This is a genomic window from Plantactinospora siamensis, from assembly GCF_042434095.1.
Taxonomy (GTDB): Bacteria; Actinomycetota; Actinomycetes; order Mycobacteriales; family Micromonosporaceae; genus KBS50.
In genome coordinates, this window is record NZ_JBHLUE010000011.1 from 136,936 (window position 1) to 160,404 (window position 23,469).

Consider the following 23,469-nt stretch of genomic DNA (forward strand, 5'->3'; position numbering starts at 1 on the left):
CCTTCCTGCCGCGGCACCCGTCAGGTCCAGGTCGCGGCGACGCTGGTGAGCAGGAACGCGCCGACCGCCAGCGCCGTACGCAGCAGGTGCCAGCGCCGCCAGATCGGGCGGGGGTCCGCCCAGTCGGCCGGCACGGCGTCCGGGTCGACCGCCCGCATCCGCTTGTTGATCGGCACGTTGCACAGGTGCGAGACCCCGGACACGCCCAGCATCAGCACCGTGACCACGGCCGCGGACACCCGGACCGCCGGCGAGGCCGCGCCGATCGCCCAGCCGGCGGCCGCGAAGGTGGCGGTCAGCACGATGATCGGCATGGCCGGGTCCCAGTTGCGGCCGAGCAACTTGTGCGCGTAGATGTAGCGGCCAGGTGGCATCGCCATCAGCGCCGGCACGGTGCTCACCGCCACCGCGAAGAACACCCCGGTCACCAGGCCGCTGCCGAGCAGCGCGAGCAGCGCGAGAATCCGGTCGATCACGGCCGCCCTCGCCTCACCGGGACCCGACGTCGGCCATCCGGGACAGCGCCTCGGCCAGCACCGCGTCGGGCTCGGCCTGTTCGTCGGCGCTGCGCCAGGCCACGAAGGCGTCCGGGCGGACCAGCACGGCGCCGTTCGGGCCGACTCCGTACGCCGCGGCCCACTGCCCCTCCGGGTCGCCGAGGTCGCCACCGGGTCCGATCCGGAACACCCGCAGCGGTACGGGCAGCGTCTCGCGGACCACCTCGGCCGCCTTGGCCCAGGTGCCGCCGGTGCCGGTCAGCAGCACCCAGGAGTCGAAGAACAGGTCGATGGTGGACAGCCGCTCGTCGCCGCGGGTCAACCAGACGTGCGGCGCCCGGGTGCCCGGCTCGCCGAGCAGCTCCAGCCGGGGAATCAGCACGTCCGGGGAGTCCGCGCCGGTCAGCGCCGTCGACCGGTACCGGTAGCCGAGCGTGATGATGATGTCGTCGACCATCCGGTCGTGATCGCCGGGCTGCGTGGTGCCGTGCCGGATCCGGTTGCGCACCATGGCCTGCTCGGCCATGGCGGCGCCCAGCGGCCGGCGTTCGGCGTCATAGCTGTCCAGCAGCGCCTCGCCGCCCTGGCCCCGCAGCGCCGCCGCGAGCTTCCAGGACAGGTTGTGCGCATCGTGGATGCCGGTGTTCGCGCCGAAGCCCCCGGCCGGTGGGTGCACGTGGGCCGCGTCACCGGCCAGGAACACCCGCCCCACCCGGAACCGCTCGGCCACCAGCTGAGCGCCCTCCCATGGCACCTTCGCGACGACCTCCACCGCCAGGTCCGGCCGGCCCGCGGCGGTGCGCACCACCTCCACGCACCGCTCGTCCGAGAAGTCGGCCGGGGTTTCGCCGTCCTCCGGGTGGTAGAGCGGCGCTGCCAGCCACGGATCCCGGCCGTGCAGGCGGGAGAGCCCCACCATCACGCCACCGGCCATCGCGTAGCAGAGGATGAATTTCCGGCCCCGCAGCAGTTCGTCCAGGCCGGGGGCGCGGAAATAGATGCTCATCGCGTTGAACACGTTGCCCCGCCCGGTGCGCTCGACCTTGAGCAGCTCCCGGACCCGGCTGCGGGCCCCGTCCGCGCCGACCAGGTACTTCGCGCGCAGCTCGCTTACCTCGCCGGTACGGCTGTCCTGGACCCGGGCGGTCACCCCGTCGGCGTCCTGCGCCAGGTCGAGCAGCCGGGTCCCGAACCGCAGGTCCGCGCCGGCCTCGCTGGCCTTGGCCATCAGCACCTTCTCGTACCGGTCCTGGCCGCAGCCCATCACCCGCTCCGGGCTGATCCGCTCGCCGTCGAGGGACGGCGACTCCAGCACCACCGCGTCGTCGATCTCGGCGAACGTGTTGACCCGGAGGATGCCGCCCTCGAAGTATTCGTGCGAGTTGCCCATCTCCAACGCCCGCACATCGGGGCCGACGCCGGCGGACCGGAACAGTTCCATGGTGCGCGCCTGCAGCCCCGGCGCCCGGGGCAGCACCGAGGTGCCGTCCCGCTTCTCCACCAGCGTCGGTTCGATGCCGAGCCGGGCGAGGAACACCGCGGTCGACAGGCCGACCGGCCCGGCTCCGACGATCAGTACGGGTATCTGGGTCATGTCTGCCTTCCTGCCACCGATGACTCTCCGGGGTGCAGAGCGTGGAGCGGCGCGCTCGAGGCCCGCTGGCGGGGCGCTCGTCTGGGTCGACCAGCGACCGGGCCGGACGTACTACCGGCGCTAGAGCCGTCCTCCAAGGGCCGCTGCCAGATTTCCCTGCGGCGCGGCAGGCCGTGGCCGCCGCATATCCCGAATCCAGCAGGACGGAGATTTCCATGCGCGATGCCACGCAGATCCTGGTCATCGGTGGTGGCCCGGCGGGTTCGACCGCGGCCGGGCTGCTGGCCCGGCAGGGCTTCCAGGTCACGCTGTTGGAACGCGACCACTTCCCCCGCTATCACATTGGCGAGTCGATCCTGCCCTCCTGCCGGCCGATCTTCGCGCAGCTCGGGGTGCTCGACAAGCTGGAGGCGCACGGTTTCCAGCCCAAGGGTGGCGCCTACTTCTTCTGGGGTCCGGACGAGTGGGAGGTGGTCTTCAACCGCATGGGCGGCGCCCCGAACGCGTGGCAGGTGGTCCGGTCCGAGTTCGACCAGTTGCTGCTCGAGCACGCCCGTGAGCTGGGCGTGGAGACGCATGAAGGGGTCGGGGTGCGCGCCGTCGAGTTCGACGGGGAGCGTGCGGTCGCCGCCCGCTGGCAGGACGAGGACGGCGTGACCGGGCGGATGGCCTTCGACTGGGTGATCGACTGCTCGGGCCGGGCCGGTGTGCTGGCCAACCAGCAGTTCAAGAGCCGCAAGCTGCACGAGATGTTCAAGAACGTGGCCACCTGGGGTTACTGGAAGGACGTCCGGCCGCTGGACCGCGGCCCGGCCGGCGCCATCGCGGTCTGCTCGATCCCGAGCGGCTGGTTCTGGGTGATCCCGCTGCACGATGGGACGCACAGCGTCGGCCTGGTGACCAACCGGGAGCTGTTCAACCGGCAGCGCGCCGAACTGGGCAGCCTGGAGGCGGTCTACGAGCAGGCCATGGCACAGAGCCCGGCCGTGCTGGAGCTGCTGCGCGGCGCGACCCGGACCACCGACCTGCGGGTCGAGCAGGACTACTCGTACGGGACCGAGCAACTCGCCGGACCAGGCTGGCTGATCAGCGGCGACGCGGCGTTCTTCCTGGATCCGCTGCTATCCACCGGGGTGCACCTGGCCACGTACAGCGCGATGCTGGCGGCGGCGTCCCTGGGCAGCGTGCTGCGCGGGGAGGCGGGTGAGGACGAGGCGCTGGACTTCTTCCGCACCGTCTACCGGCACTCGTACGAGCGCCTGCTGGTCCTCGTGTCGGTCTTCTACGACAGCTACCGCGGCAAGGACTACCACTTCTACAACGCGCAGCGGATGAGCAAGGAGTCCCGCGACGATCTGCACCTGCAGTCGGCGTTCGACCGGATCATCACCGGCATCGAGGACCTGCACGATGCGGAGGCCGCGTACGACCGGGTCAGCGGATACCTCATGGGACAGACGAGCGGTAACCCGAACCCGCTGGCGAACCTCAACCGCGAGCACGAGCTCAAGCAGGCGCCGATCAACCCGGCGAACGCCGTCGGCGGCCTCTACCTGGTGACCGAGCCGCGGCTCGGGCTGGCCCGGGCCGGCGAGCCGGCGCTGCGGTCCTGAGCGCCCGGACCCCGGACGATCGGCGCGGGCATCCGCCGGCGCCGTCCGGGCACGTCCCATCCGCACCCGCCGTACCGGAGGAACGATGACGACCGCGACCGCGACCGGCCCGACCGGCCGGTTCCAGCTCCGCGGGTGGTTCGCCACCCTCTTCCTGACCGACATGTGGGAACGGTTCGGCTTCTATGGCATGCAGGCCATCCTCGTGCTGTACGCGGTGGCGCCCACCACCGGCGGCGGGCTCGGGCTGCCGGCCGGTGAGGCGGCCGCGCTCTTCGGCGCGTACATCGGGTTGACGTTCCTGTGCGCGCTGCCCGGCGGCTGGCTGGGTGACCGGCTGCTCGGCCCGCAGCGGGCGGTGGCCGTGGGGGCGTCCGTGATCGCGGCCGGCTACCTGGTGCTGGCGGCCGGTCCCGCCTGGGCGGCCGTCGGGCTCGCGTTGACCGTCGTCGGCGGCGGCCTGTTCAAGCCGAACCAGCAGGCGCTGGTGAACATGTTGTGCGGCGACGACACCGCCCGCCGGGAGTCGACCATCTCCATCTTCTATGTCGGCATCCAACTGAGCGCCCTGCTGTCGCCGCTGGTCACCGGTTACCTCGGCGAGCGGGTCGACTGGCGGCTGGGGTTCGCGGCCAGCGCCGTGGCGATGCTGCTCGGGGTCGTGGCGTTCCTGCTCGGGCGCCCCTCGCTCGGCCCGGTGGGCCGCCGGGCCGGGCGGCCGTTGTCCGCCCACGAGCGGCGCCGGGTGGTGCGGCGTACCGGAACGGTGGCCGCCGTCGCGGCGGTCGCCCTGGCCGCGGGCGCGGTGGCGGGGGTGCTCACCGCCGGCCGGTTGATCATCCTACTGGGCCTGCTCACGCTGGTCCTACCGGTGGTCTGCTACCTGGGGCTGGTTCGCAACCCCGCGCTCACGCCCGAGCACCGCCGCCGGCTGCGCGGCATGCTGTGGTTGTTCCTCGGATCCGGGCTGTTCTGGATGCTGGTCAGCCAGGCGGGTTCGGTGCTGAACATCTTTGCCCGCGACTCGACCGACCGGCACGTGCTGGGCTTCCTGGTGCCGGCAAGCTGGCTGCAGGCGGCCACGCCGCTCGGCATGCTGCTGCTGGCGCCGGTGCTGGCCTGGCAGTTTCCGCGGCTCGGCGCCCGGCTGAGCACCCCGGTGAAGTTCGCCGCGGGCCTGCTGCTGGCCGGGGGGAGCTTCCTGCTGATGGCCGTCGCAGCCACCCTGGCCGCCGGCGGCGGGCGGGTCTCGGTGCTGTGGCTGCTGGCGGTCTACGCCATGCACGCGGGCGGCGAGCTGGTCGTCGCGGCGGTCGGGATCAGCTCCACCGCCGACGTGGTGGCGCCGACCTTCCTGGGCCAGGCCCTCGGCGTGTACTGGTTGTTCGCCGCGCTGGGCGGCGGTCTCGGCAGCGGCCTGGTCCGCCTGGTGGACGTGCTGCCGGACCAGGTCTACTACCTCGGACTGGGCGCCGTGACCACCCTGGTCGGCCTGCTGTTCCTGGCCCGCCGCCGGTCCATCCTGGCCAGCCTGCGGGCCGCGCCGGCCCGCACGGACGGGACGGCCGAGGGCCCGGTCCCGGTCCCGTCCGGGGCGGCCGACAGCCCAGTTCCGCCGGCGGTCGTCGAGGTCGCTGCGGTGACCGCCGGCCCGCGCCGAACTCCAGCCCGACTCCGCCGTGCCGCGAGCGGAGCCGCCGACCATGACCCGCAGTCACCGTGACGCCACAGCAGAGCCCCGAGGAGGCCCGCGTGCACCGGACCCTGATCGTCGCCCGGATGGATCCGGCCGAAAGCGACGCCGTCGCCGCCATCTTCAAGGAGTCGGACGCCAGCGATCTACCCCACCTGATCGGGGTGTCCCGGCGCACCCTGTTCCGCTTCCACGACCTGTACTTCCACCTCGTCGAGGCCGACCAGGACATCTCGCCGAGCCTGTACAAGGCGCGCAGCCATCCCCTGTACGACCGGATCAACCGGCAGCTGGCCGAGCACATCCGGCCGTACGACCCCAACTGGAAGGAGCCACGGGACGCCATGGCCGAGCCGTTCTACGTCTGGGAGGCGGGTGCCAACCGTGGCTGAGCAGACTCTCACCGATGGCCCGGCGGCGGGTCCCACCCCGCTGACCGAACCGGTCCGGACCGTCCAGGGGTCCGCCGTCGAGTCGAACCGGCGGCGCGGTGGCGACATCCGCGTACTGCTCAGCCCCCGTACGGTGGGCGCCACCTCGGGCTTCTTCGGCACGGTCGAGCTGGCCGCGGGCGAGGTGGTGCGGGAGCACTACCATCCGCATTCCGAGGAGTTCCTGTACGTGGTCGAGGGCGCGGTGCGGTTGCGCCTGGACGGCAGCCAGGTGCTGACCCTGCATCCCGGCACCGCGGTCATGGTGCCGATCAACGTCCGGCACCGGCTGGAGAACGTCCACGACGGCGTGTCCCGGTGCGTGTTCCACCTGAGCCCGCTGGCGCCGCGACCCGACCTCGGACACGTCGACACCGAGCCGCCGGCCGACCCGAGCGCGGCTGGTCCGCGAGTGGGCGGTGCGCCATGACCCGACGGGTGGTGGTCACCGGTCTCGGCGTGGTCGCCCCGGGTGGCGTCGGAACGAAGGCGTTCTGGGAACTGCTCACCGCCGGCCGGACCGCGACCCGGACGATCAGCCTGTTCGACGCGAGCGGGTTTCGCTCCCGGGTGGGCGCGGAGGTGGACTTCGACCCGGCCGCCGAGGGGTTGTCGCCGCAGGAGATCCGCCGGATGGACCGGGCCGCGCAGTTCGCGGTGGTGGCCGCGCGCGAGGCGATCGCCGACAGCGGCCTGGACCCGGCCGCGCTGGCGCCCGAGCGGACCGGCGTGAGCATCGGCAACGCGGTCGGCTGCACGATGGGGCTGGAGCAGGAGTACGTCGTGCTCAGCGACGGCGGCCGGATGTGGAATGTGGACTGGCGGTACGGCGTGCCGCAGCTCTACGGCTACATGGTGCCCAGCACGATGGCGGTCGAGGTCGCGCACGTGGCCGGCGCCGAGGGGCCGGTGTCGCTGGTCTCCACCGGCTGCACGGCGGGGCTGGACGCGCTGGGCCACGGCAGCCAGCTGATCTGGGACGGCGCGGCCGACGTGGTGATCGCCGGGGCCACCGACGCGCCCATCTCGCCCATCACGTCGGCCTGCTTCGACGCGATCAAGGCGACCACGCCGCGCAACGACGATCCGGGTGGCGCGTCGCGCCCGTTCGACCTGGACCGCGCCGGGTTCGTGCTAGGCGAGGGGTCGGCGGTGCTGGTGCTGGAGGAGCGCACGGCCGCCCTGCGGCGGGGCGCGCACGTGTACGCCGAGATCGCCGGGTACGGCAACCGCAGCAACGCGTACCACATGACCGGGCTGAAGCCGGACGGCCGGGAGATGGCCGAGGCGATCGGGGTGGCGCTGCGTCAGGCCCGGCTCGGCCCGGATGCCGTGGACTACGTCAACGCGCACGGTTCGGGCACCCGGCAGAACGACCGGCACGAGACGGCGGCGTTCAAGCGCAGCCTCGGGCCGCGGGCGTACGACGTGACGGTCAGCTCGATCAAGTCGATGGTCGGTCATTCGCTGGGCGCCATCGGGTCGATCGAGGTGGCGGCCTGTGCGCTGGCCATCGAGCACCAGGTGGTGCCGCCCACGGCGAACCTGCACACCCGGGACCCGGAGTGCGACCTGGACTACGTCCCGCTGACCGCGCGGGAGCAGCGGGTGCGTGGCGTCCTGAGCGTCGGCAGCGGCTTCGGCGGGTTCCAGTCCGCGATGGTGCTGACCGCGCCGAGCTGACCGGCACCAGCACGTTGAGCAGCGCCCGGCGGCGCGAGGCCGCCGGGGCGGAAATCGGAGGAGCAATGACCGAGTTCACCATCGAGGACGTCCGCCGGATCATGCGGGAGGCGGCCGGCGAGGACGAGGCGACCCCGCTGGACGGCGACATCGCCCACCAGCCGTTCGGCGATCTCGGGTACGACTCGCTGGCCGTTCTCGAACTGGCCGCCCGGGTGCAGCAGGAGTACGGCGTGCCGATGCCGGACGACGCCGTGGCGCACCTGACCACCCCGGCGGCCGTGACCGAGTACGTCGGCCAGCGGCTCGCGCCGGCCCCCGGGGGTCGCTGAGATGGCCGGGCACACCGACAACTCCGTGGTGATCGACGCCCCGCTCGAGTTGGTCTGGGAGCTGACCAACGACGTGGCCGGCTGGCCCAGCCTGTTCAGCGAGTACGCCGCCGCCGAGATCCTCGATCGGCGGGGGGACACGGTGGTGTTCCGGCTGACCATGCACCCCGACGAGGAGGGCCGGGTGTGGAGCTGGGTGTCCGAGCGGACGCCCGACCCGGTAGCCCGTACCGTGCGGGCGCACCGGGTCGAGACCGGGCCGTTCGAATACATGAACATCTTCTGGGAGTACACCCCCGTCGAGGGCGGCGTCCGGATGCGCTGGGTGCAGGACTTTCACATGAAGCCGCAGGCGCCGACCGACGATCCCGGGATGACCGAGCACCTGAACCGCAACACCCGGGTGCAGATGGACCGGATCAAGGGCCTGGTGGAGGCCGCCGCGGCCCGGGCCGGTCGGCCATGACCGACGTCCTGGTCGCGGTGGCGTTGCTGGCCAACGGGCTCACGGCCGGCATCATGCTCTCCACCGTCCTGGGCATCGTGCCGCTGACCTTCGTCCTGCCGTACCGCCAGTACGTGCAGACGATCCAGTTCCTCTGGCCCCGCTACGACCCGTTCATGCCGATCGTGCACGTGCTGACCGTGCTGGCGGACCTGGTGCTGACCCTGACCGTCGACGCGGGCCCGGCCCGCGTGCTGTTCGGCCTGGCGGGCGGGCTGCTGGTGGTCGTCATGGCCGTGTCGGTGGTCCGGAACGTGCCGATGAACCGGTTCGTGATGGCGCTCGACCCGGCCAGCCAGCCCGCCGACTGGGCGCGGGTGGATCCACGACCGCGGTGGCGGGCGTGGAACCAGTTCCGGACCGGGCTGGCGCTGCTGGCCCTGCTGCTCAACGCCGCCGCGGCAGCGCTGTCGTAGGCCGGCCGCGCACCCGGGCCAGACCGGGGTGCGCGACGCACCGGCGCCGGCCGCCCGGCGCCGTGCCCACCCGTGCCGGGCGCCCGCCCGGCGCCGTGCCCACCCGTGCCGGGCGCCCGCCCGGTACGTGTCCTGCCGTGCCGGGCGCCCGCCCGGCACGTGGCCTGGCAAAGATTGGGAGAAGGACATGACCCTGGAGTTGTCCGGAAAGAACGCCCTGGTGACCGGGGGCACCCGCGGCATCGGCCGGGCCGTCGTGCTGGCCCTGGCCGGCGCCGGCGCCCGCGTGCTGACCTGTTCCCGGTCCGCCGGCGAGCCGGCCGAGAGCCTGCAGCGTGAGCTCAAGGCGCTCGGCGACGAGCACGCGGTGCTGCAGGCCGACGTGGCGCGGTCCGAGGACATCGACCGGCTGGTGGCGGAGGCGGCGAGCCGGTTCGGCGGCCTGGACGTCGTGGTGCACAACGCCGGCGTGATCAGCCACGTGCCGTTCGCGGAGCTGACCGAGCAGGAGTGGCACCGGGTGCTCGACGTCAACCTGACCGCGGCGTACCTGCTGGTGAGCCGGGCCCTGCCGGTGTTGCGGGACGGTGCGTCGATCGTCCACATCGGCTCGAAGGTGGCCACGGTGGGGGTGCCGCTACGCAGCCACTACACGGCGGCCAAGGCCGGGCTGATCGGGCTCACCCGGTCGATGGCCAAGGAACTGGGCGGCCGGCGCATCCGGGTGAACGTGGTCGCGCCGGGACCGGTGGAGACCGAGGCCGAGGTGCCCGCCGAGGTGGTTGCCCGCTACCAGAAGATGATCCCGCTGGGTCGGCTGGGTCGGCCGGAGGAGATCGCGGCCGCGGTGCGCTTCCTGGCCGGTGACGGCGCCAGCTTCATCAACGGCGAGACGCTCAACGTGGATGGTGGAATCTGATGGCCGGGGAGTCGAAGAACGGACACTTCCGAGTCATGTTGCGGATGGACATCCACCCCGGTATGGAGCAAGAATTCGAGCAGACATGGCACCGGGTGGGCAAGGTAATCACCGATCATCCGGCAAATCTCGGACAATGGCTGTCGCGGAGCCAGGATGAACCCGGTGTCTACTATGTAATGAGCGACTGGGTGGATGAGGAACGATTCCGGGAATTCGAACACAGCGCGGCGCACCTCGCCCACCGGACCCGACTGCACCCCTACCGCTCCGGCGGCTCGATGGTCACCATGCGGGTGCGGTACGCCATGACGGGCGCCGGTGCCCGGGGATGACAGGTTCCGTCCGAGTGATCGTCTACGCGAGCGCGCCGGAGGGTGACCCGAGCGCGGTGGAGCGTGCTTACCACGTGATTAGCGGCGATCTGGCGGGAACGCCCGGCTTGCGGGGCAATCAGTTGCTGCGATCGGTTATGGACCCGGCCGACTATGCGGTCGTCAGCGAATGGGTCGATCTTGCGGCTTTCCGGTCCTGGGAGGTGGGCGCCGGCCATCGGGGCGCCACCGCGCCCCTGCGCCCGCACCAGCGAGCCAACCCGGGAACATTTGCGATTTACGAGGTGGTGGCCAGTTACTGAGCGGTCACTATTTCGTCCCGGCCGTCCGGCGGTGGCGTACGCACCGAGTTTCGGTGCGTTCGCCGCCGTCGATGCGTCTTACGACCGGCGAAACAGACATGCCCCGCCTATTCGGACAGACCCGCTTGCTGAGGTCTTAAAAAATAACGTCAATATTTCTTGCTGCCCGGTGGATAGCTCGGGCAGGATGAATCTAGTTGAGTGACCACTCAGCAAACGGGGAGTGCTCATATGCGTTTCCAGGTACTGGGCCCGCTTCAGGTCACCGTGGACGAGCTGGACCTCACGCCTACCGCGCCCAAGCCCCGCCAGGTCCTTGCGCTGCTGGTGATGCGATGCAACGAGGTCGTCCGGCTGTCCGAGCTGATCACGGAGTTGTGGGGGGAGGACCCGCCACCGAGCGCGCTGCCAACCGTCCAGACGTACATCTACAAGCTACGCAAGGCTCTGCGGGGGCACGGTGTCGCGCTGCCGGACCCGCTGCTCACCCGCCCGTACGGCTACCAGCTGGTGATCCCGGAGGAGAGCGTCGACGCCCGCCGCTTCATCCGGCTGGCCGCCGCTGGGCAGGCCGCGTTCGAGCAGGCCGATCACGCGACGGCGAGCCAGAAGCTGGGTGAGGCGCTCGCGTTGTGGCGTGGCGCCGCGCTCGCCGACGTCAGCGCCGGGGAACTGCTCTCCGCCCGGGCGACCGGCCTGGAGGAGTCCCGGCTCGATGCGCTGCGGCTACGTATCCGGGCCGACCTCGAGCTCGGCCGCCACCACACACTGATCAGTGAGCTCAAGGCCCTCACCGCGCAACACCCGCTGAACGAGGAATTCCACGCCCAGCTCATGCTGGCGCTGCACCGGGCCAACCGGCGGTCCGAGGCGCTGGCGACCTACCAGCACCTGCGTGCGGTTCTGCACACCGAGCTGGGCACCGAGCCGTCGGTCTCGCTGCGGGAGCTGCACCGGACACTGCTCACCTCCGAGGCTTCCGCGCCGCCCGCCCCGGGCGTCCGCGGTGGCGGCGCCACCGCGACCCGTACGTCGCCGGCCCAGCTGCCGGCGAGCCCGCCGTACTTCAGCGGTCGGCGCGCCCTGGTGAAGCGGCTCTCCGAGGCGTTGCTGGCGCCTCCGCAGCGCACCACGGGTCGGCTCGTGACGCTGACCGGAATGCCCGGGGTGGGGAAGACCGCGCTGGCGGTACGGGTGGCGCACGACGTCCGATCCCGGTTCGCCGACGGGCAGCTCTACCTGGACCTCGGCGGCAGCACGGCGCACCCGGTCCCGGTGCCGGAGGCGCTCGCCACCCTGCTCGGCTCGCTCGGGATCACCGGCGACCGGTTGCCGGAGTCCATCGATGAGCGCAGCGCGCTCTTCCGGACCCTGGTGGCCCGGCGCCGGGTTCTGCTGATCCTTGACGACGCCCCGTCGGCCACCCTGATCGGCCCGCTGCTGCCCGGTTCGGCCTCGTGTGCCGTGCTCGTCACCACCCGCGGACATCCGCGGCCGGGGGCCGACCGGATGCAGGTCCCGCTGCTGGCCGCCCAGGAGGGCATCGAGCTGTTGGAGCTGATGGTCGGCCGCGACCGGGTGCGCCGCGAGCTGGCCGCCGCGCACGAGATCGTCGGTCGGTGCGGCGGCCTGCCGCTCGCGATGTACGCCGCGGGTGTCCGGTTGGCCGCCCGACCAGAGCGACCACTGGCGGATCTCGCGGCGCGACTGCGGGATCCGGAGACCCAGCTCGAGGAGCTGCGGGTCAGCAACTGCGACGTGCCGGCCCGGTACGAGATCAGCTACCAGCGGCTCCAGGAGTGGGAACGCAGCGCCTTCCGGCTGCTCAGCCTGATCAGGCAGGGCAACTTCGGGGTGGCCGAGGTTTCCGGCCTGCTCGGGTGCGAGCCGGGAGATGCTCGGCTGCTGCTGGAACGACTGGCGGAGCAGCACCTGCTGCGCGTCGAATGGCACGAGCCCCGACGGGACGTTCGATACGGCTTCCACCGGTTGGTCCGGGCGTTCGCCCGGCAGCGGTTGGAGACGGCGTTGCGGGCGGAGGCCGATCCGGCCCCGGCCGGGCGGCTGGCGAAGCGCCGGCTGGCCATGTAGGCAACGCCCGTGCCGGGCGGCGGCGCCCCATCCGCCGTCACCGGCTCCCCACCGATCCGCGGGGAACGGATAGATTGTTCCCCGACAATTCTCACAATCCTCGTGACTCGATCCGGAAGGCGCCCGTCTCGTGGACCTGACAGAAACCGCCCGACTTCAGTTTGCACTGACGGCGGGCTTCCATTACCTGTTCGTGGCGCTGACCCTCGGCCTCGCCCCGCTGGTGGCGATCCTCGAGACGCGGTACGCGCTGCGCGGCAAGGCCGTGGTCAAGCGAATGACCCAGTTCTGGGGCCTCATCTACGTCATCAACTACGCGGTCGGCATCGTCGTCGGCCTGGTGCTGGAGTTCCAGTTCGGACTCAACTGGTCGCGACTGTCCGCGTTGACCGGGGAGGTCTTCGGGGTGCCGCTGGCCGCCGAGACGATCACCGCGTTCTTCGTGGAGTCCACGCTGCTCGGGCTGTGGATCTTCGGCTGGGACCGGATGCCCCGGTTGCTGCACGCCGGGATCTTCTGGGTGGTCACCCTCACCGCCTACCTGTCGGCGTACTGGATCATGGTGGCGAACGGCTTCCTGCAACATCCGGTCGGTTACACGCTCACCGCGGGCGGCGCCCGGCTGACCAGCCTGCGTGACCTCATGTTCAACCCCGGCACGATCTTCGCGTTCCTGCACGTGGTGCCGGCCGCGCTGCTCACCGGCGGCTTCTTCATGGCGGGCGTGAGCGCCTGGCACCTGTTCCGGCGCACCGCCGAGCGGGACTTCTTCCGGCGCTCGCTGCGGTTGGGAGTCCTCGTCGGCGTGTTCGGAGCCCTCGGCGCGGTCGGATTCGGCTTCGGGCAGATGGCCTTCCTGACCCCGAACCAACCGCTCAAGATGGCCGTGGCGAACGGCCGGACCGAACAGGCCCGAGACCTCGCGGCGGCGATGGCCAGCCGGCACGGTCCCGGGAACTTTCAGCCACCGTCCTGGGTCAGCGTCCCGTACGCCTTCATGCAGACCGTCGGGTTCGTCCTGCTGCTGCTGGGCCTCGTGTGCGCGCTGCTGCTGATCCGGAACCTGCTGGACCGGTGGCGGCCGCTGCTGATCCCACTGATGCTGGTCTTCCCGATTCCGTTCGCCAGCAACCTGGCCGGCTGGATGCTCCGGGAGGCCGGCCGGCAGCCGTGGGCGGTCTACGAGGTGCTCACGGTGCGGGACGCCGTCTCGCCGATGAGCGCCACCGCGATGGGAACGTCGCTGACGGTCTTCACGATCCTCTTCGTCGTACTCGTGCTCCTGGACTGGGCCCTGATCGCCCGGGTGGCGGTGCGCGGCCCCCGGGATTCCGCGTTCGGGGCCAGCCTCGCCGAGGCGGAGGGCGAGCCGATCTCCGTCTTCGCCACCGAACTCACCCCCGAGACCGCGAGGAGCTGACATGGACGTGCTCTGGCTGCTGCTGCTGGGACTCTTCCTCGCCGGCTGGTTCGTCCTCGACGGTTTCGACCTCGGCATCGGCATCACGCTGCCATGGCTGGCGCGCGACGCGTACGGCCGGCGCGAGGTGTTCACCGCGTTCGGCCCGTTCTTCCTGGCCAACGAGATCTGGCTGGTCGGTGCGGCCGGCCTGCTGGCCGGCGCCTTCCCGCACGCCGAGCGGGATCTGCTGGGCGCCTACTACCCGCTGGTGGTGGCGCTGCTGGCCGGATGGGTGCTGCGGGACGCCGCGGTCTGGTTCCGCAGCCGGCTCGCCCGGCCCGGCTGGCGCGGCTTCTGGGACATTCTCTTCACCGGGGCCAGCCTGCTGTTCGTGATCTCCTGGGGACTCCTGCTGGGCAACCTGTTGCAGGGCGGTGCCGGCCGTCCCGGCGTGGTCGCGCTGCTGGACCCGTTCTCGCTGCTCGTGGCCGTCACCGTCGGCCTGGTGCTGGCCACCCACGGCGCCACGTTCGCCGCGGCCCGGCTCGCCCCCGAGCGGGCCGGCGCCGCCGTCGTGGTGGCCCGCCGGACCGCCCTGCCGGCCGCGGTCGCGCTGCTGGTCTGCGTGCCGGCCGCCGCCGTCCAGGGCGGCGTCCGGGCCGCCGTCTCGGATCCCGTGCCGGCCGTGGTCGCCGCTCTCGTCGGCGCCGGCGCCCTGCTGGTGGCCCGGGTGTCGCTGGCCCGCGGCGGTCATCGGCGTGCCTTCGCCGCCACCGCGGTGGCGGCCGCGGCGCCGGTGCTCGGCACCGGATTCGGGGTGGCCGACCGGCTGCTGGCCGGGGTCACCGGCACGGCGGCACTGGACCGCCTGATGGTGGTGGTGCTGCCGGTCGTCCCGGTGCTGCTGCTGGTGCAGCTCGTGGTCTGGTGGACCTTCCGTCGCCGGATCGACGGTCGCTCGCCGGCCTTTTTCTGACCGGCCCGCCACACGGGCCCACGCACGGCGGGCCGCCCCTCGGGGGCGGCCCGCCGCGCCGTTGCTGGGGGTCCCGGCCGCGGCGGTCCGACCGCCCGGCCGCCGTCGCCCCGCGTCCGGCCTTCGCGGCCGCGCCGCGGCGTCCGCGGAAGCGCTCTCTCCGCGGTACGCCGCGCCCGTCTCGATGGCTGCGTCGCCGCTGGCGGTGGCACCAGCTTGGCTCCAGAGTCCTGCGATGCGCGCTGCGCATGCTCGGGCCAATGCGTTCGGCCGAGACGGGAGGGCTCGCATGTCGCAAGCCGCGGACGCGCTCGCCGCTGGAGCCGGCGGGCCGGGACACGCGCCGGTGCTGGTGCTTCCGGCCGTCGTCGCCCCCGGGTTGCGGGACCGGCCGCTGGCCGGTTCCGCACCGGAGCGGCACGTGGCCGTCGCCGTGTCCGGCCTCGCCGCAGCTGCGGCCGGGCCGGCGGAGGATCGTCCGGTGCTGGTGGTCGCCGGCGACGCGGCGCTGATCACGGCCGCGGAGCTCGACATGCTGCTGGCCCGGCACGCCGCGGGTGCGTCGCCGGTGACCCGGCTGCGCGGGCTGCCCCCCACGGCGGCGCCGGACGGGACCGACCGGGCCGACGCCGCGGACCGGCCATTGCTGGCCGAACTGTGCCGGGAAGCGCTGGCCGACGCCGACGCCGACGGCCGCTCGGTGGCCTGGGTGCTGGACCCGGAACCCGCCGCCGCGGTCCGGGCGGCCCTCACCGCGGTGGACGCCGGCGACGATCCGGTGCGGCGCGTCGGCGCCACGCTGGCCGCCGGCGGCTGGCCAGCCGTCGAGGCGGTCGCCCGGGACTGGCGGTCTGCGGTACGGATCACCGACGCGGCCGGCTACGGCTACGCCGCGCGGGTGCTGCGGGACCGCGTGCTGCGCGACCTGGTGCGGATCGGGGTGGTCATCACCGATCCCGACTCCACCTGGGTCGACCCGGGCGTGCGCGTCGCCCCCGACGCCGTGCTGGGCCCGCGAACCCAGCTGTCCGGAAACACCAGCATCGGCGCCGGCGCCCGGATCGGCCCGGACGTCTCGCTCACCGACACCACGGTCGGCGCCGGAGCCGAGGTGCGGTACGCGATCTGCACGGGGGCGGAGATCGGTGCGCGGGCGATCGTCGGGCCGTGGACGTACCTGCGGCACGGCACCCGGCTGGGCGCGGACGCCGGCGCGGGGTGCTTCGTCGAGCTGAAGGGCACGGTGGTGGGTGACCGGACGATGGTTCCGCACTTCGCCTGCCTGATCGACGGCGACATCGGGAGTCGGTGCAACATCGCCGCGTTCACCGGGTTGGCCAACTTCGACGGGGTGGCGAAGCACCGCGCGGTGATCGGTGACGACGTGCTCGTCGCGGCCGGCACGGCGGTGATGGCGCCGGCCCGGCTCGGCGACGGCGCGATGACGGCTGCCGGCACCGTGGTGACCCGCGACGTGCCGCCGGGCGCCCTGGCGATCGCCCGGGTCAGCCAGGTGAACGTCGAGGGCTGGGTGGAGTCCCGGTTGCCCGAGAGCCGGTCCGCGGTCGCCGCCCGCCGTGCCCTGGAAAACGAGCGGAAGGAGCCCGCGTGAAGACCCTCGGAGCAGCCGACCTCACCGCCGCCGGCGCGACCCGGGTGATGGCCGTGTTCGCCCATCCGGACGACGCCGAACTGGCCTGCTTCGGCACGCTGGCGGCGCTCTGCGCGGCCGGGCACGAGGTGTACGTCGTCACGATGACGAACGGCGCCAACAGCGTGTCGCCGCGGGCCGCCGACCGGGTACGGGAGGCGCAGGCCTCGGCCACGCTGATCGGCGTACAGCTCATCGTCGGTGATCATCCGGACGGCGCCGTGGGACTGCGCACCAGCAGCTATGCCTTCGTCCGGGAACACCTGCTGCGGATCCGGCCGCACGCGGTCATCACCCACTACACCGACCCGTCGTTTCTCGACGACCACCAGGATCACCAGGTCACCGGCCGGATCGCGCTGACGCTGGCCAAGCGGGACCCGTCGGTGAAGATGATCCTGCAGGCCGAGCCGCCGGTGGTGATCTCCGGGTTCCAACCCGACGTCTTCGTGGACATCACCGACTCGATGCCGAAGAAGCTGGCCGCCCTCGCGCAGTTCCAGTCGGAGTCTGCCAAGCCCTACATGGATGAGGGCTTCGTCCAGGCCCGGGCCCGGTTCTGGGCGTTGCAGGCCCGGCTGTTCGCCGTCGAAAAGGACCAGTACTACGAGTCGTTCCAGCTGGTACGGGTGCAGGTCGCCGACCCGACAGCGCTGATCCGGTCCTGACGGTACCCCCGATCGTCCAGCACGCGCGAACGCGCGTGTGGAAAGGAGCACGCATGTCCCGCAGCAGCAGAGCGGTGGCAGTGACCGTGGTGCTGACCCTTGGGTCAGTGCTCGGACTGGCCGCCCCCACCCAGGCCGAGCCCAGGTGGACGGCATCGCACCGGACGGGCGCACGCCCCCCGGTGCTGCCGATCGACCTCTCGAGCGACGGCTTCACCATTCCCGGCCCCAACCCCCGCCGGCCGGGCATCGTCACCTTCCGGGCCAGCACGACCGACCCCGACGGTTACTACTGGGGAATCGGGAAGGGACGCCCCGGAGTCACCTATGAACATGCCGAGGAGTTGGAGCGGCTGGCGGTCAGCCCGGATCCCGCGGTCGCCATCCCGGCGCTGCGGGAGCTGTACGCGTCGGTCGAGTTCGCCGGGGGGGGCTGGTGTCTTCGGCACGAAGGCGCCGATCTCGGTGACGATCCCGCTGACGCCGGGCGACTACTACGCGAAGTCGGAGCTCGAGGCGATGTCGCCGCCGCCCGACACGGTCAGCCATGTGCAGAAGCTGACCGTGGCCGGCCCGTGGGCACCGGCCCGGCCGCTCCGGTTCGACGGCGTCATCGCGATGGTCGAGCGGAACGGTCACCTCGAGTACGACATGCCCAAGCGGCTCAAGGGCAAGGGCACGTACCTGTTCCTGAACCTGACCCACCAGCCGAACGAGGCGGTGTTCGGCCAGGTGGTGCCGGGGACCACCGACGCGGACGTCTCGGCGTACTTCGCGGCGCTGCGCTCCGGGCAGATGCCCAAGCCGACGTTCGTGAGCCGGGTCGGCGGCCTGATGGCCATGTCGCCGAACCACTGGGCGGAGTTGACCATCGACTTCCCGCCGGGCCTGTACAGCGTGCAGTCGTTCTACCGCAACCCGGACACCGGGGTGGGACGGGTGTACGAGGGCTTCCACCGCGTAGTCGAGTTCTACTGACCGGCGCGGCGGCGAGCACGCGAGGAGAACGCGATGACCGATGTGCTGGACGAGCCGGCGGAGATCCTCGGCTTCGACCCGTTCGAACCCGGATTCCGGCTCGATCCCTACCCCCGGTACGACGCGCTGCGGGCCCGCGGGGCGCTGTTCCGCACCGCCGGTGGCCTGCTCGTGGCGACCGCGCACCGGATGGTGTCACGGATCTTCCGGGATCCGAGGTTCGGGCACCAGAGCGGGGTCAGGGGACCGGTGCCGTTCCGCCGGGGATCCGGCGGCGGCGGTGGGACCCGGTGGTTCGTGGTCCTCGACCCGCCGGACCACACCCGGCTGCGCCGGCTCATCGGTCACGCGTTCACCCCGCGGCTCGTCGCCGGGCTGGCCCCGCGCGCGGCGGAACTGGCCCGGCGCCAGCTTGCCGCGGCGATGGCCGACGGACCGGGCGACCTGATCGAGAACTGGGCCTATCCGTACTCGCTGACGATGATCAGTGACCTGCTCGGGGTGCCGTACGGCGACCGCGAGCTGATCCAGCGATGGTCCGGAATCATCGTCCGGGGCATCGATCCCGACTTCGTGCTCAGCCCCGCCGAGATCGATGAGCGCGGGCGGGCGTTCCGGGACGTCGCCGCGTACTTCACCGAGCTGGTACGGGACCGGCGGGCCAGGCCAGGAGATGATCTGCTCGGCCAGCTGACCCGGATCGAGGAGCGCGGCGACGTGCTCACCCTCGACGAGCTGGTGGCCACCTGCACGCTGCTGCTGGTGGCCGGCCACGAAACGGTGGTCGATCTGCTCGGCAACGCGACGCTGACCCTGCTGCGGCATCCACAGGCCGCACGGGAGCTGCGCGACGGGGACCGGGACCCGCAGGTGGCCGTCGACGAACTGCTCCGGTACGACCCGCCGGTGCAAATGATCATGCGTACCGCGCTGGTCGACTGCGACGTGGACGGCGTGCCCGTGCGGCGCGGGGACATGGTGCTGTTGATGATCGGCGCGGCCAACCGCGACCCCGCCGTCTATGCCGATCCCGGCCGGCTCGACCTGGGCCGGCGCGGCGAGCGGCACCTCGCGTTCGGCGCCGGCATCCACTACTGCCTGGGCGCCCCACTCGGTCGGCTCGAGGGATCGGCCGCCCTGACCACGCTGGTCCGGAACGCGCCGGGACTCGCCCTGACCGACGAGCCGCTGCGGTACCGCGACAACCTGATGGCCCGTGGCCTGGCCGGCCTGCCGGTCCGGTGGCGCTGACGGGCCCGCCAATTCCTAGGAGGTGATCGTGCGCGTCCTCGTCTGCACCTGGGCGGCATCCTCGCACTACTTCACGATGGTGGTGCTCAGCTGGGGCCTGCGGGCCAACGGGCACGAGGTACGGGTGGCCAGCCCGCCGGGTTCCGAGCGGGCCGTGGAGCGGTCCGGCCTGCCGCTGGTGGTGACCGGTCCGAAGCCGGATCTCGGCGCCGTCTGGCAGGGGTTCACGGCGATCCCCGACGGCAGCGGCGACCGGGCGGCCCACGAGGCGGCGCGGGCCGATCGTGCCCTCCGGATGTTCCTGGTCGGCGCCGAGACCATGGTGGACGACCTGCTGGCCTTCGGCCGGGACTGGCGACCGGACCTGGTGGTGTTCGAACCGCGGGTGTACGCGGCGCTGCGGCTGGCCGCCGAACTGGACGTGCCCGCGGTCCGGCTCGTGCCCGGGCCCGACTACACCCTGTTGCGCGAGGAACGGGAACGGCCCCTGCTGGCCGATCTGTGGCAGCGGTGGGACCTGGGTGACCTCAGCCCACACGGCGACCTGACCGTCGACCCCTGCCCACCGGGCCTGCAACTGCCCGGATCGCTGCCCCGGCAGCGGATGCGGTTCGTGCCGTACGCCGGTCCGGCGGTGCTGCCGCTGACCGCCCCCGCGGCGGGCCGGCGACCCCGGGTGTTCCTCACCGTGGGCAGCCTGATCGGCAAGGTGGCCGGCCACATGAGCCACGTGCACGCGGTGCTGGACCAGCTCGCGGGGCTGGACGTGGACATCCTGCTCGGCATCTTCGGCGACCAGCGGGACCTGCTCGGCCCGCTGCCGGAGCGGGTGTCGCTGGCCGAGGACATGCCGCTGCACCTGCTCCTGCCGAGCTGTGACGTGATCATCCATCAGGGTGGCGCGGGCACCGCGCTGACGTCGGTGAGCTGCGGCGTGCCGCAGCTCACGCTGCCCTCGGTGGGCGACTGCTTCCTCAATGGACGGCAGGTCGCGGCCGCCGGGGCGGGGCACAACGTTCCGTGGCTCGACGTCCGGCCCGGGCAACTGGCGGAACTGGTGGCGGACCTCATCGACGACGCCGCCTTCCGGCGCGCGAACGAGCGGCTGATCGAGGAGAACGAGCGGCAACCGCCGCCGGCCGCGGTCGCCGGGGTGCTGGCGGAGCTGGCCGCGGCCGGCCGGGGCGCGGCGGTCCCGGCATGAGCGAGCGGGGCGGCTACCCGTACCGGTCGGCGCTGGTCACCGGGGCGTCGGACGGGTTGGGTGAGCATTTTGCCACGGAGCTGGCCCGCCGCGGCGCCGACCTGGTCCTGGTGGCCCGGCGGGCGGACCGGCTGGCCGAGGTCGCCGCACGGCTCCGGGCCGACCACGGGATCGCGGTGGAGGTGCTGGCCGCGGATCTCACCGAGCCGGACGGGCTGGACCGGGTCCGGGATCGGCTCGCCGATCCCGATCGCCCCGTCGACCTGCTGGTGAACAATGCCGGCGAGTTCGGCGGCATCACGCCGCTGGGCAACCGGGACCCGGTCGAGCTGGACCGCAGCGTTCGGCTGAACACGCTGGCGGTGGTGCTGCTGACCCGCGCGGCGATCCCCGGGATGGTGCGTCGTGGCCACGGCGGGGTGCTCAACCTGTCGTCGGTGGCGGGGTTCCTGGCGGCGCCGGGTGGGGCCGCGTACTGCGCCGGCAAGGCGTTCGTCACGTCGTTCAGCCGCACCGTGGCGTTGGAGTTGACCGGGCTGGGCGTACACGTCACGGCGCTGTGCCCCGGTTCCGTGCGGATCGGACCGATGACCGGGGCCCGGACCCGGCTGGGTCCGGTGCTCGAACCCGGGCCGGTGGTGCGGGAGGGGCTGGCCGCGGTGGCCGCCGGGCGGGTCGTGCAGATACCGGGGCGCGAGTACCGGGCCCGGGTCTGGCTGCACCGGCACGCCCCCGCCCCGGTCGTGCGCTGGATCTTCCAGCGTGGCTGGGGTCACCGCAACGCGGAAGCGGTGCGGTCACGGACCGGCGCTGCCGGGCCGCCGGCGGGTGGCCCGGCCGGGCCGCCGGCCACCACCCAGGAGTACGAGCGGGAGGTACGTTGATGAGCCGGCGCACCGAGCGGACAGCCGACGCGAGCATCGAGGCCGTACGGCGGGCGGTCGAGGAGCGGGACCTGCCACGGCTGGTCGGCATGCTGGCCCCGGACGTGGTCTTCCACCGGCCGGCCACGATCCGTCCGGTGGTCGGCCGCGAACACGTGGCCGAGCTGCTGACCGCGCTGCTGGAGATCTTCCAAAACTTCCGGTACGTGGCCTCGCTCGATGGATCCGGCGACGGCGCCGAGCCGTTCGCGACGGTTGCCGGCGCCGGCACCGGCGCCGGCGTGCACGGCCTGGTCTTCCGGGCCGAGGTGGAGGGCGAACCGGTCGAGGGAATCGATCTGATCAGCTTCAACGCCGAGGGCCAGCTGAGCAACTTCGTGGTGATGATGCGACCGCTGGCCGCGGTGCTGGCCATCGCGGACGCCGTTGGCACCTGGATGACGGAGACTGCGGGGTCGGTGCGATGACCGGCACGGCCGTGGTCACCGGTCTCGGTGTGGTGGCGCCCAACGGCTTGGGCGCCGAGCAATTCTGGGCGGCCACCCGGGCGGGGCGCAGCGGGCTGGGCCCGATCAGCCGGTTCGACGCGGCGGACTACCCGGTGCGCTTTGCCGGCGAGGTGCGCGACTTCGTGGCTCGGGACCACGTGCCGGGCCGGCTGATCCCGCAGACCGATCACTGGACCCACCTGGGCCTGGCGGCCGCCGACATGGCCCTGCGGGACGCCGCCGTCGATCCCGGCACGGTGGGAGAATACGAGATGGCGGTGGTGACGGCCAGCTCGTCCGGTGGCACCGAGTTCGGCCAGCGGGAGATCGAGCGCCTGTGGAGCAAGGGCCCCGGCTGGGTCGGCGCGTACCAGTCGATCGCCTGGTTCTATGCCGCCACCACCGGGCAGATCTCGATCCGGCACGGGATGCGGGGCCCGTGCGGGGTGCTCGCGGCCGAGCAGGCTGGCGCGCTGGACGCGCTCGGGCAGGCGCGCCGGTTGAGTCGCCGGGGCGCCACGGTGGTGATCGGCGGCGGGGTGGACGCCTCGCTGTGCCCGTACGGGCTGACCGCGCAGCTCAGCACCGGACTGCTCAGTACCTGGGCGGATGTCACGACCGCGTACGCGCCGTTCGACGAGGACGCCCGTGGCTACCTTCCGGGGGAGGGCGGCGCCATGTTCGTCGTGGAGGACGCGGCGGCGGCCGCGGCGCGCGGCGCGCGGGCGTACGGCGTCCTGGCCGGCCACGCCGCCACGTTCGACCCACCGCCCGGCTCAGCCCGCCCGCCCACGCTGGAACGGGCGATCCGCGCGGCGCTGGCCGATGCGGACCTGCGCCCGGCCGACGTGGACGTGGTGTTCGCCGACGCGGCCGGATGGCCCGCCGCGGATCGGGCCGAAGCATCGGCCCTGGCCGCGGTGTTCGGGCCCGGCGAGGTGCCGGTGACGGCGCCCAAGACGATGACCGGTCGGGCGTACGCCGGGGCGACCATGGATGTCGCCGCGGCCCTGCTGGCCCTCCGGGATCAGGTCATACCGCCGACCGTGGGCGTGCGCTCGGTGGTGCCGGACTACCGGCTGGACCTGGTCCGCGACCGGGCCCGGCCGGCGCGGCTGCGGCACGCCCTGGTCCTGGCCCGGGGCCACGGCGGCTTCAACTCGGCGCTGGTGGTCAGCGCCGCCGGGCCGGTGACCCGGCAAGGACCTTCAGGAGGACGACATGGCGGGAACTGATCGGGCCGCGGAGACGGCCAACGTGCAGGGTTGCCTGGCCCGGGCGGTGGCCGGCGTGCTGGGTCTGCCGGGCGCCGATGAGGTGGACATCGAGACCTCCTTCGCCGACCTCGGCCTGGACTCGGTTGGCGGGATCGAGGTGGCCAAGCGCGTCGCCGGCGAACTCGGCATGCGGGTGCCACCGGTCCTGCTGTTCGACTTTCCGACGATCCGCGAGCTGTCCCAACACCTGGTGTCGATCCGGCGCCACGGCGCCGTCGGCGCGGCCACGGAGTGAAGCAGGGTACGGAAGCGGCGGGTCCCCACCGTGGAGGTGGTGAC

The 23,469-nt window shown here is 72.6% G+C and carries 25 protein-coding genes; 23 read left to right on the forward strand and 2 right to left on the reverse strand.

What is annotated here, in order from left to right; genetic code table 11:
- Positions 1-20: 20 nt before the first annotated feature.
- Both ACFFHU_RS13715 and ACFFHU_RS13720 read right to left on the reverse strand, forming a co-directional pair.
- Positions 21-476 carry an anthrone oxygenase family protein gene (locus ACFFHU_RS13715; protein WP_377338796.1) on the reverse strand — a complete coding sequence of 152 codons (456 nt, stop codon included), beginning with the start codon at positions 474-476 and terminating at the stop codon, positions 21-23.
- Between the two features lie 13 nt (positions 477-489).
- Positions 490-2,091, reverse strand: a complete 1,602-nt coding sequence (locus ACFFHU_RS13720; RefSeq protein ID WP_377338799.1) for an FAD-dependent monooxygenase — start codon at positions 2,089-2,091, stop codon at positions 490-492.
- 215 nt (positions 2,092-2,306) lie between these two features.
- Between ACFFHU_RS13720 and ACFFHU_RS13725 the strand changes: the two genes are divergently transcribed.
- The 23 genes from ACFFHU_RS13725 (at position 2,307) to ACFFHU_RS13835 (ending at position 23,425) form a co-directional block, all read left to right on the forward strand.
- Positions 2,307-3,704 carry an NAD(P)/FAD-dependent oxidoreductase gene (locus ACFFHU_RS13725; protein WP_377338801.1) on the forward strand — a complete coding sequence of 466 codons (1,398 nt, stop codon included), beginning with the start codon at positions 2,307-2,309 and terminating at the stop codon, positions 3,702-3,704.
- An 85-nt stretch (positions 3,705-3,789) separates the two neighbouring features.
- Complete coding sequence (locus tag ACFFHU_RS13730; protein ID WP_377338803.1) at positions 3,790-5,427, forward strand: peptide MFS transporter; 1,638 nt, start codon at positions 3,790-3,792, stop codon at positions 5,425-5,427.
- A 29-nt stretch (positions 5,428-5,456) separates the two neighbouring features.
- Positions 5,457-5,789, forward strand: coding sequence for a TcmI family type II polyketide cyclase (locus tag ACFFHU_RS13735; protein ID WP_377338805.1), 333 nt, complete (start codon positions 5,457-5,459; stop codon positions 5,787-5,789).
- A gap of 40 nt (positions 5,790-5,829) precedes the next feature.
- On the forward strand, positions 5,830-6,258 hold the full coding sequence (locus ACFFHU_RS13740) for a cupin domain-containing protein (protein ID WP_377339757.1): 429 nt from the start codon (positions 5,830-5,832) through the stop codon (positions 6,256-6,258).
- Positions 6,255-7,511 carry a beta-ketoacyl-[acyl-carrier-protein] synthase family protein gene (locus ACFFHU_RS13745; protein WP_377338806.1) on the forward strand — a complete coding sequence of 419 codons (1,257 nt, stop codon included), beginning with the start codon at positions 6,255-6,257 and terminating at the stop codon, positions 7,509-7,511. Before ACFFHU_RS13740 ends, ACFFHU_RS13745 begins: the two co-directional genes overlap by 4 nt.
- A gap of 65 nt (positions 7,512-7,576) precedes the next feature.
- Positions 7,577-7,843 (forward strand): acyl carrier protein, encoded by a 267-nt coding sequence (locus tag ACFFHU_RS13750; RefSeq protein ID WP_377338808.1) that lies wholly within the window; start codon positions 7,577-7,579, stop codon positions 7,841-7,843.
- A gap of 1 nt (position 7,844) precedes the next feature.
- Positions 7,845-8,309, forward strand: coding sequence for an SRPBCC family protein (locus tag ACFFHU_RS13755; protein ID WP_377338810.1), 465 nt, complete (start codon positions 7,845-7,847; stop codon positions 8,307-8,309).
- Positions 8,306-8,764: an anthrone oxygenase family protein gene (locus ACFFHU_RS13760; protein WP_377338812.1), complete on the forward strand. Its 459-nt coding sequence runs from the start codon at positions 8,306-8,308 to the stop codon at positions 8,762-8,764. Before ACFFHU_RS13755 ends, ACFFHU_RS13760 begins: the two co-directional genes overlap by 4 nt.
- Positions 8,765-8,951: 187 nt before the next feature.
- Complete coding sequence (locus ACFFHU_RS13765) at positions 8,952-9,683, forward strand: SDR family NAD(P)-dependent oxidoreductase (protein ID WP_377338814.1); 732 nt, start codon at positions 8,952-8,954, stop codon at positions 9,681-9,683.
- Positions 9,684-9,718: 35 nt separating this feature from the next.
- Positions 9,719-10,018, forward strand: a complete 300-nt coding sequence (locus ACFFHU_RS13770; RefSeq protein ID WP_377338816.1) for an antibiotic biosynthesis monooxygenase family protein — start codon at positions 9,719-9,721, stop codon at positions 10,016-10,018.
- Between the two features lie 14 nt (positions 10,019-10,032).
- Entirely contained in the window at positions 10,033-10,320 is a 288-nt protein-coding gene (locus tag ACFFHU_RS13775; RefSeq protein ID WP_377338818.1) for an antibiotic biosynthesis monooxygenase family protein, read from the forward strand.
- Between the two features lie 231 nt (positions 10,321-10,551).
- Complete coding sequence (locus tag ACFFHU_RS13780; RefSeq protein ID WP_377338820.1) at positions 10,552-12,411, forward strand: AfsR/SARP family transcriptional regulator; 1,860 nt, start codon at positions 10,552-10,554, stop codon at positions 12,409-12,411.
- Positions 12,412-12,541: 130 nt separating this feature from the next.
- Positions 12,542-13,831: a cytochrome ubiquinol oxidase subunit I gene (locus ACFFHU_RS13785; protein WP_377338821.1), complete on the forward strand. Its 1,290-nt coding sequence runs from the start codon at positions 12,542-12,544 to the stop codon at positions 13,829-13,831.
- A 1-nt stretch (position 13,832) separates the two neighbouring features.
- On the forward strand, positions 13,833-14,789 hold the full coding sequence (locus ACFFHU_RS13790) for a cytochrome d ubiquinol oxidase subunit II (protein WP_377338823.1): 957 nt from the start codon (positions 13,833-13,835) through the stop codon (positions 14,787-14,789).
- Positions 14,790-15,078: 289 nt separating this feature from the next.
- Positions 15,079-16,401: a hypothetical protein gene (locus ACFFHU_RS13795; protein WP_377338825.1), complete on the forward strand. Its 1,323-nt coding sequence runs from the start codon at positions 15,079-15,081 to the stop codon at positions 16,399-16,401.
- Positions 16,398-17,108 (forward strand): PIG-L deacetylase family protein, encoded by a 711-nt coding sequence (locus ACFFHU_RS13800; protein WP_377338827.1) that lies wholly within the window; start codon positions 16,398-16,400, stop codon positions 17,106-17,108. The genes ACFFHU_RS13795 and ACFFHU_RS13800 overlap by 4 nt, the downstream gene beginning before the upstream one ends.
- Before the next feature lie 465 nt (positions 17,109-17,573).
- Positions 17,574-18,086: a hypothetical protein gene (locus tag ACFFHU_RS13805; RefSeq protein ID WP_377338829.1), complete on the forward strand. Its 513-nt coding sequence runs from the start codon at positions 17,574-17,576 to the stop codon at positions 18,084-18,086.
- A gap of 33 nt (positions 18,087-18,119) precedes the next feature.
- Entirely contained in the window at positions 18,120-19,337 is a 1,218-nt protein-coding gene (locus ACFFHU_RS13810) for a cytochrome P450 (RefSeq protein ID WP_377338831.1), read from the forward strand.
- A gap of 28 nt (positions 19,338-19,365) precedes the next feature.
- A complete protein-coding gene (locus tag ACFFHU_RS13815) occupies positions 19,366-20,541 on the forward strand; it encodes a nucleotide disphospho-sugar-binding domain-containing protein (RefSeq protein ID WP_377338833.1) in 1,176 nt (391 codons plus the stop codon).
- Positions 20,538-21,425 (forward strand): SDR family NAD(P)-dependent oxidoreductase, encoded by an 888-nt coding sequence (locus ACFFHU_RS13820; protein WP_377338835.1) that lies wholly within the window; start codon positions 20,538-20,540, stop codon positions 21,423-21,425. The genes ACFFHU_RS13815 and ACFFHU_RS13820 overlap by 4 nt, the downstream gene beginning before the upstream one ends.
- Complete coding sequence (locus ACFFHU_RS13825) at positions 21,425-21,892, forward strand: nuclear transport factor 2 family protein (RefSeq protein WP_377338836.1); 468 nt, start codon at positions 21,425-21,427, stop codon at positions 21,890-21,892. The genes ACFFHU_RS13820 and ACFFHU_RS13825 overlap by 1 nt, the downstream gene beginning before the upstream one ends.
- Complete coding sequence (locus ACFFHU_RS13830; protein WP_377338837.1) at positions 21,889-23,148, forward strand: ketosynthase chain-length factor; 1,260 nt, start codon at positions 21,889-21,891, stop codon at positions 23,146-23,148. Before ACFFHU_RS13825 ends, ACFFHU_RS13830 begins: the two co-directional genes overlap by 4 nt.
- The gene (locus ACFFHU_RS13835) at positions 23,135-23,425 is read left to right on the forward strand and encodes an acyl carrier protein (protein WP_377338839.1); all 291 of its coding nucleotides are present in this window, start codon (positions 23,135-23,137) and stop codon (positions 23,423-23,425) included. Before ACFFHU_RS13830 ends, ACFFHU_RS13835 begins: the two co-directional genes overlap by 14 nt.
- Positions 23,426-23,469: the final 44 nt, after the last annotated feature.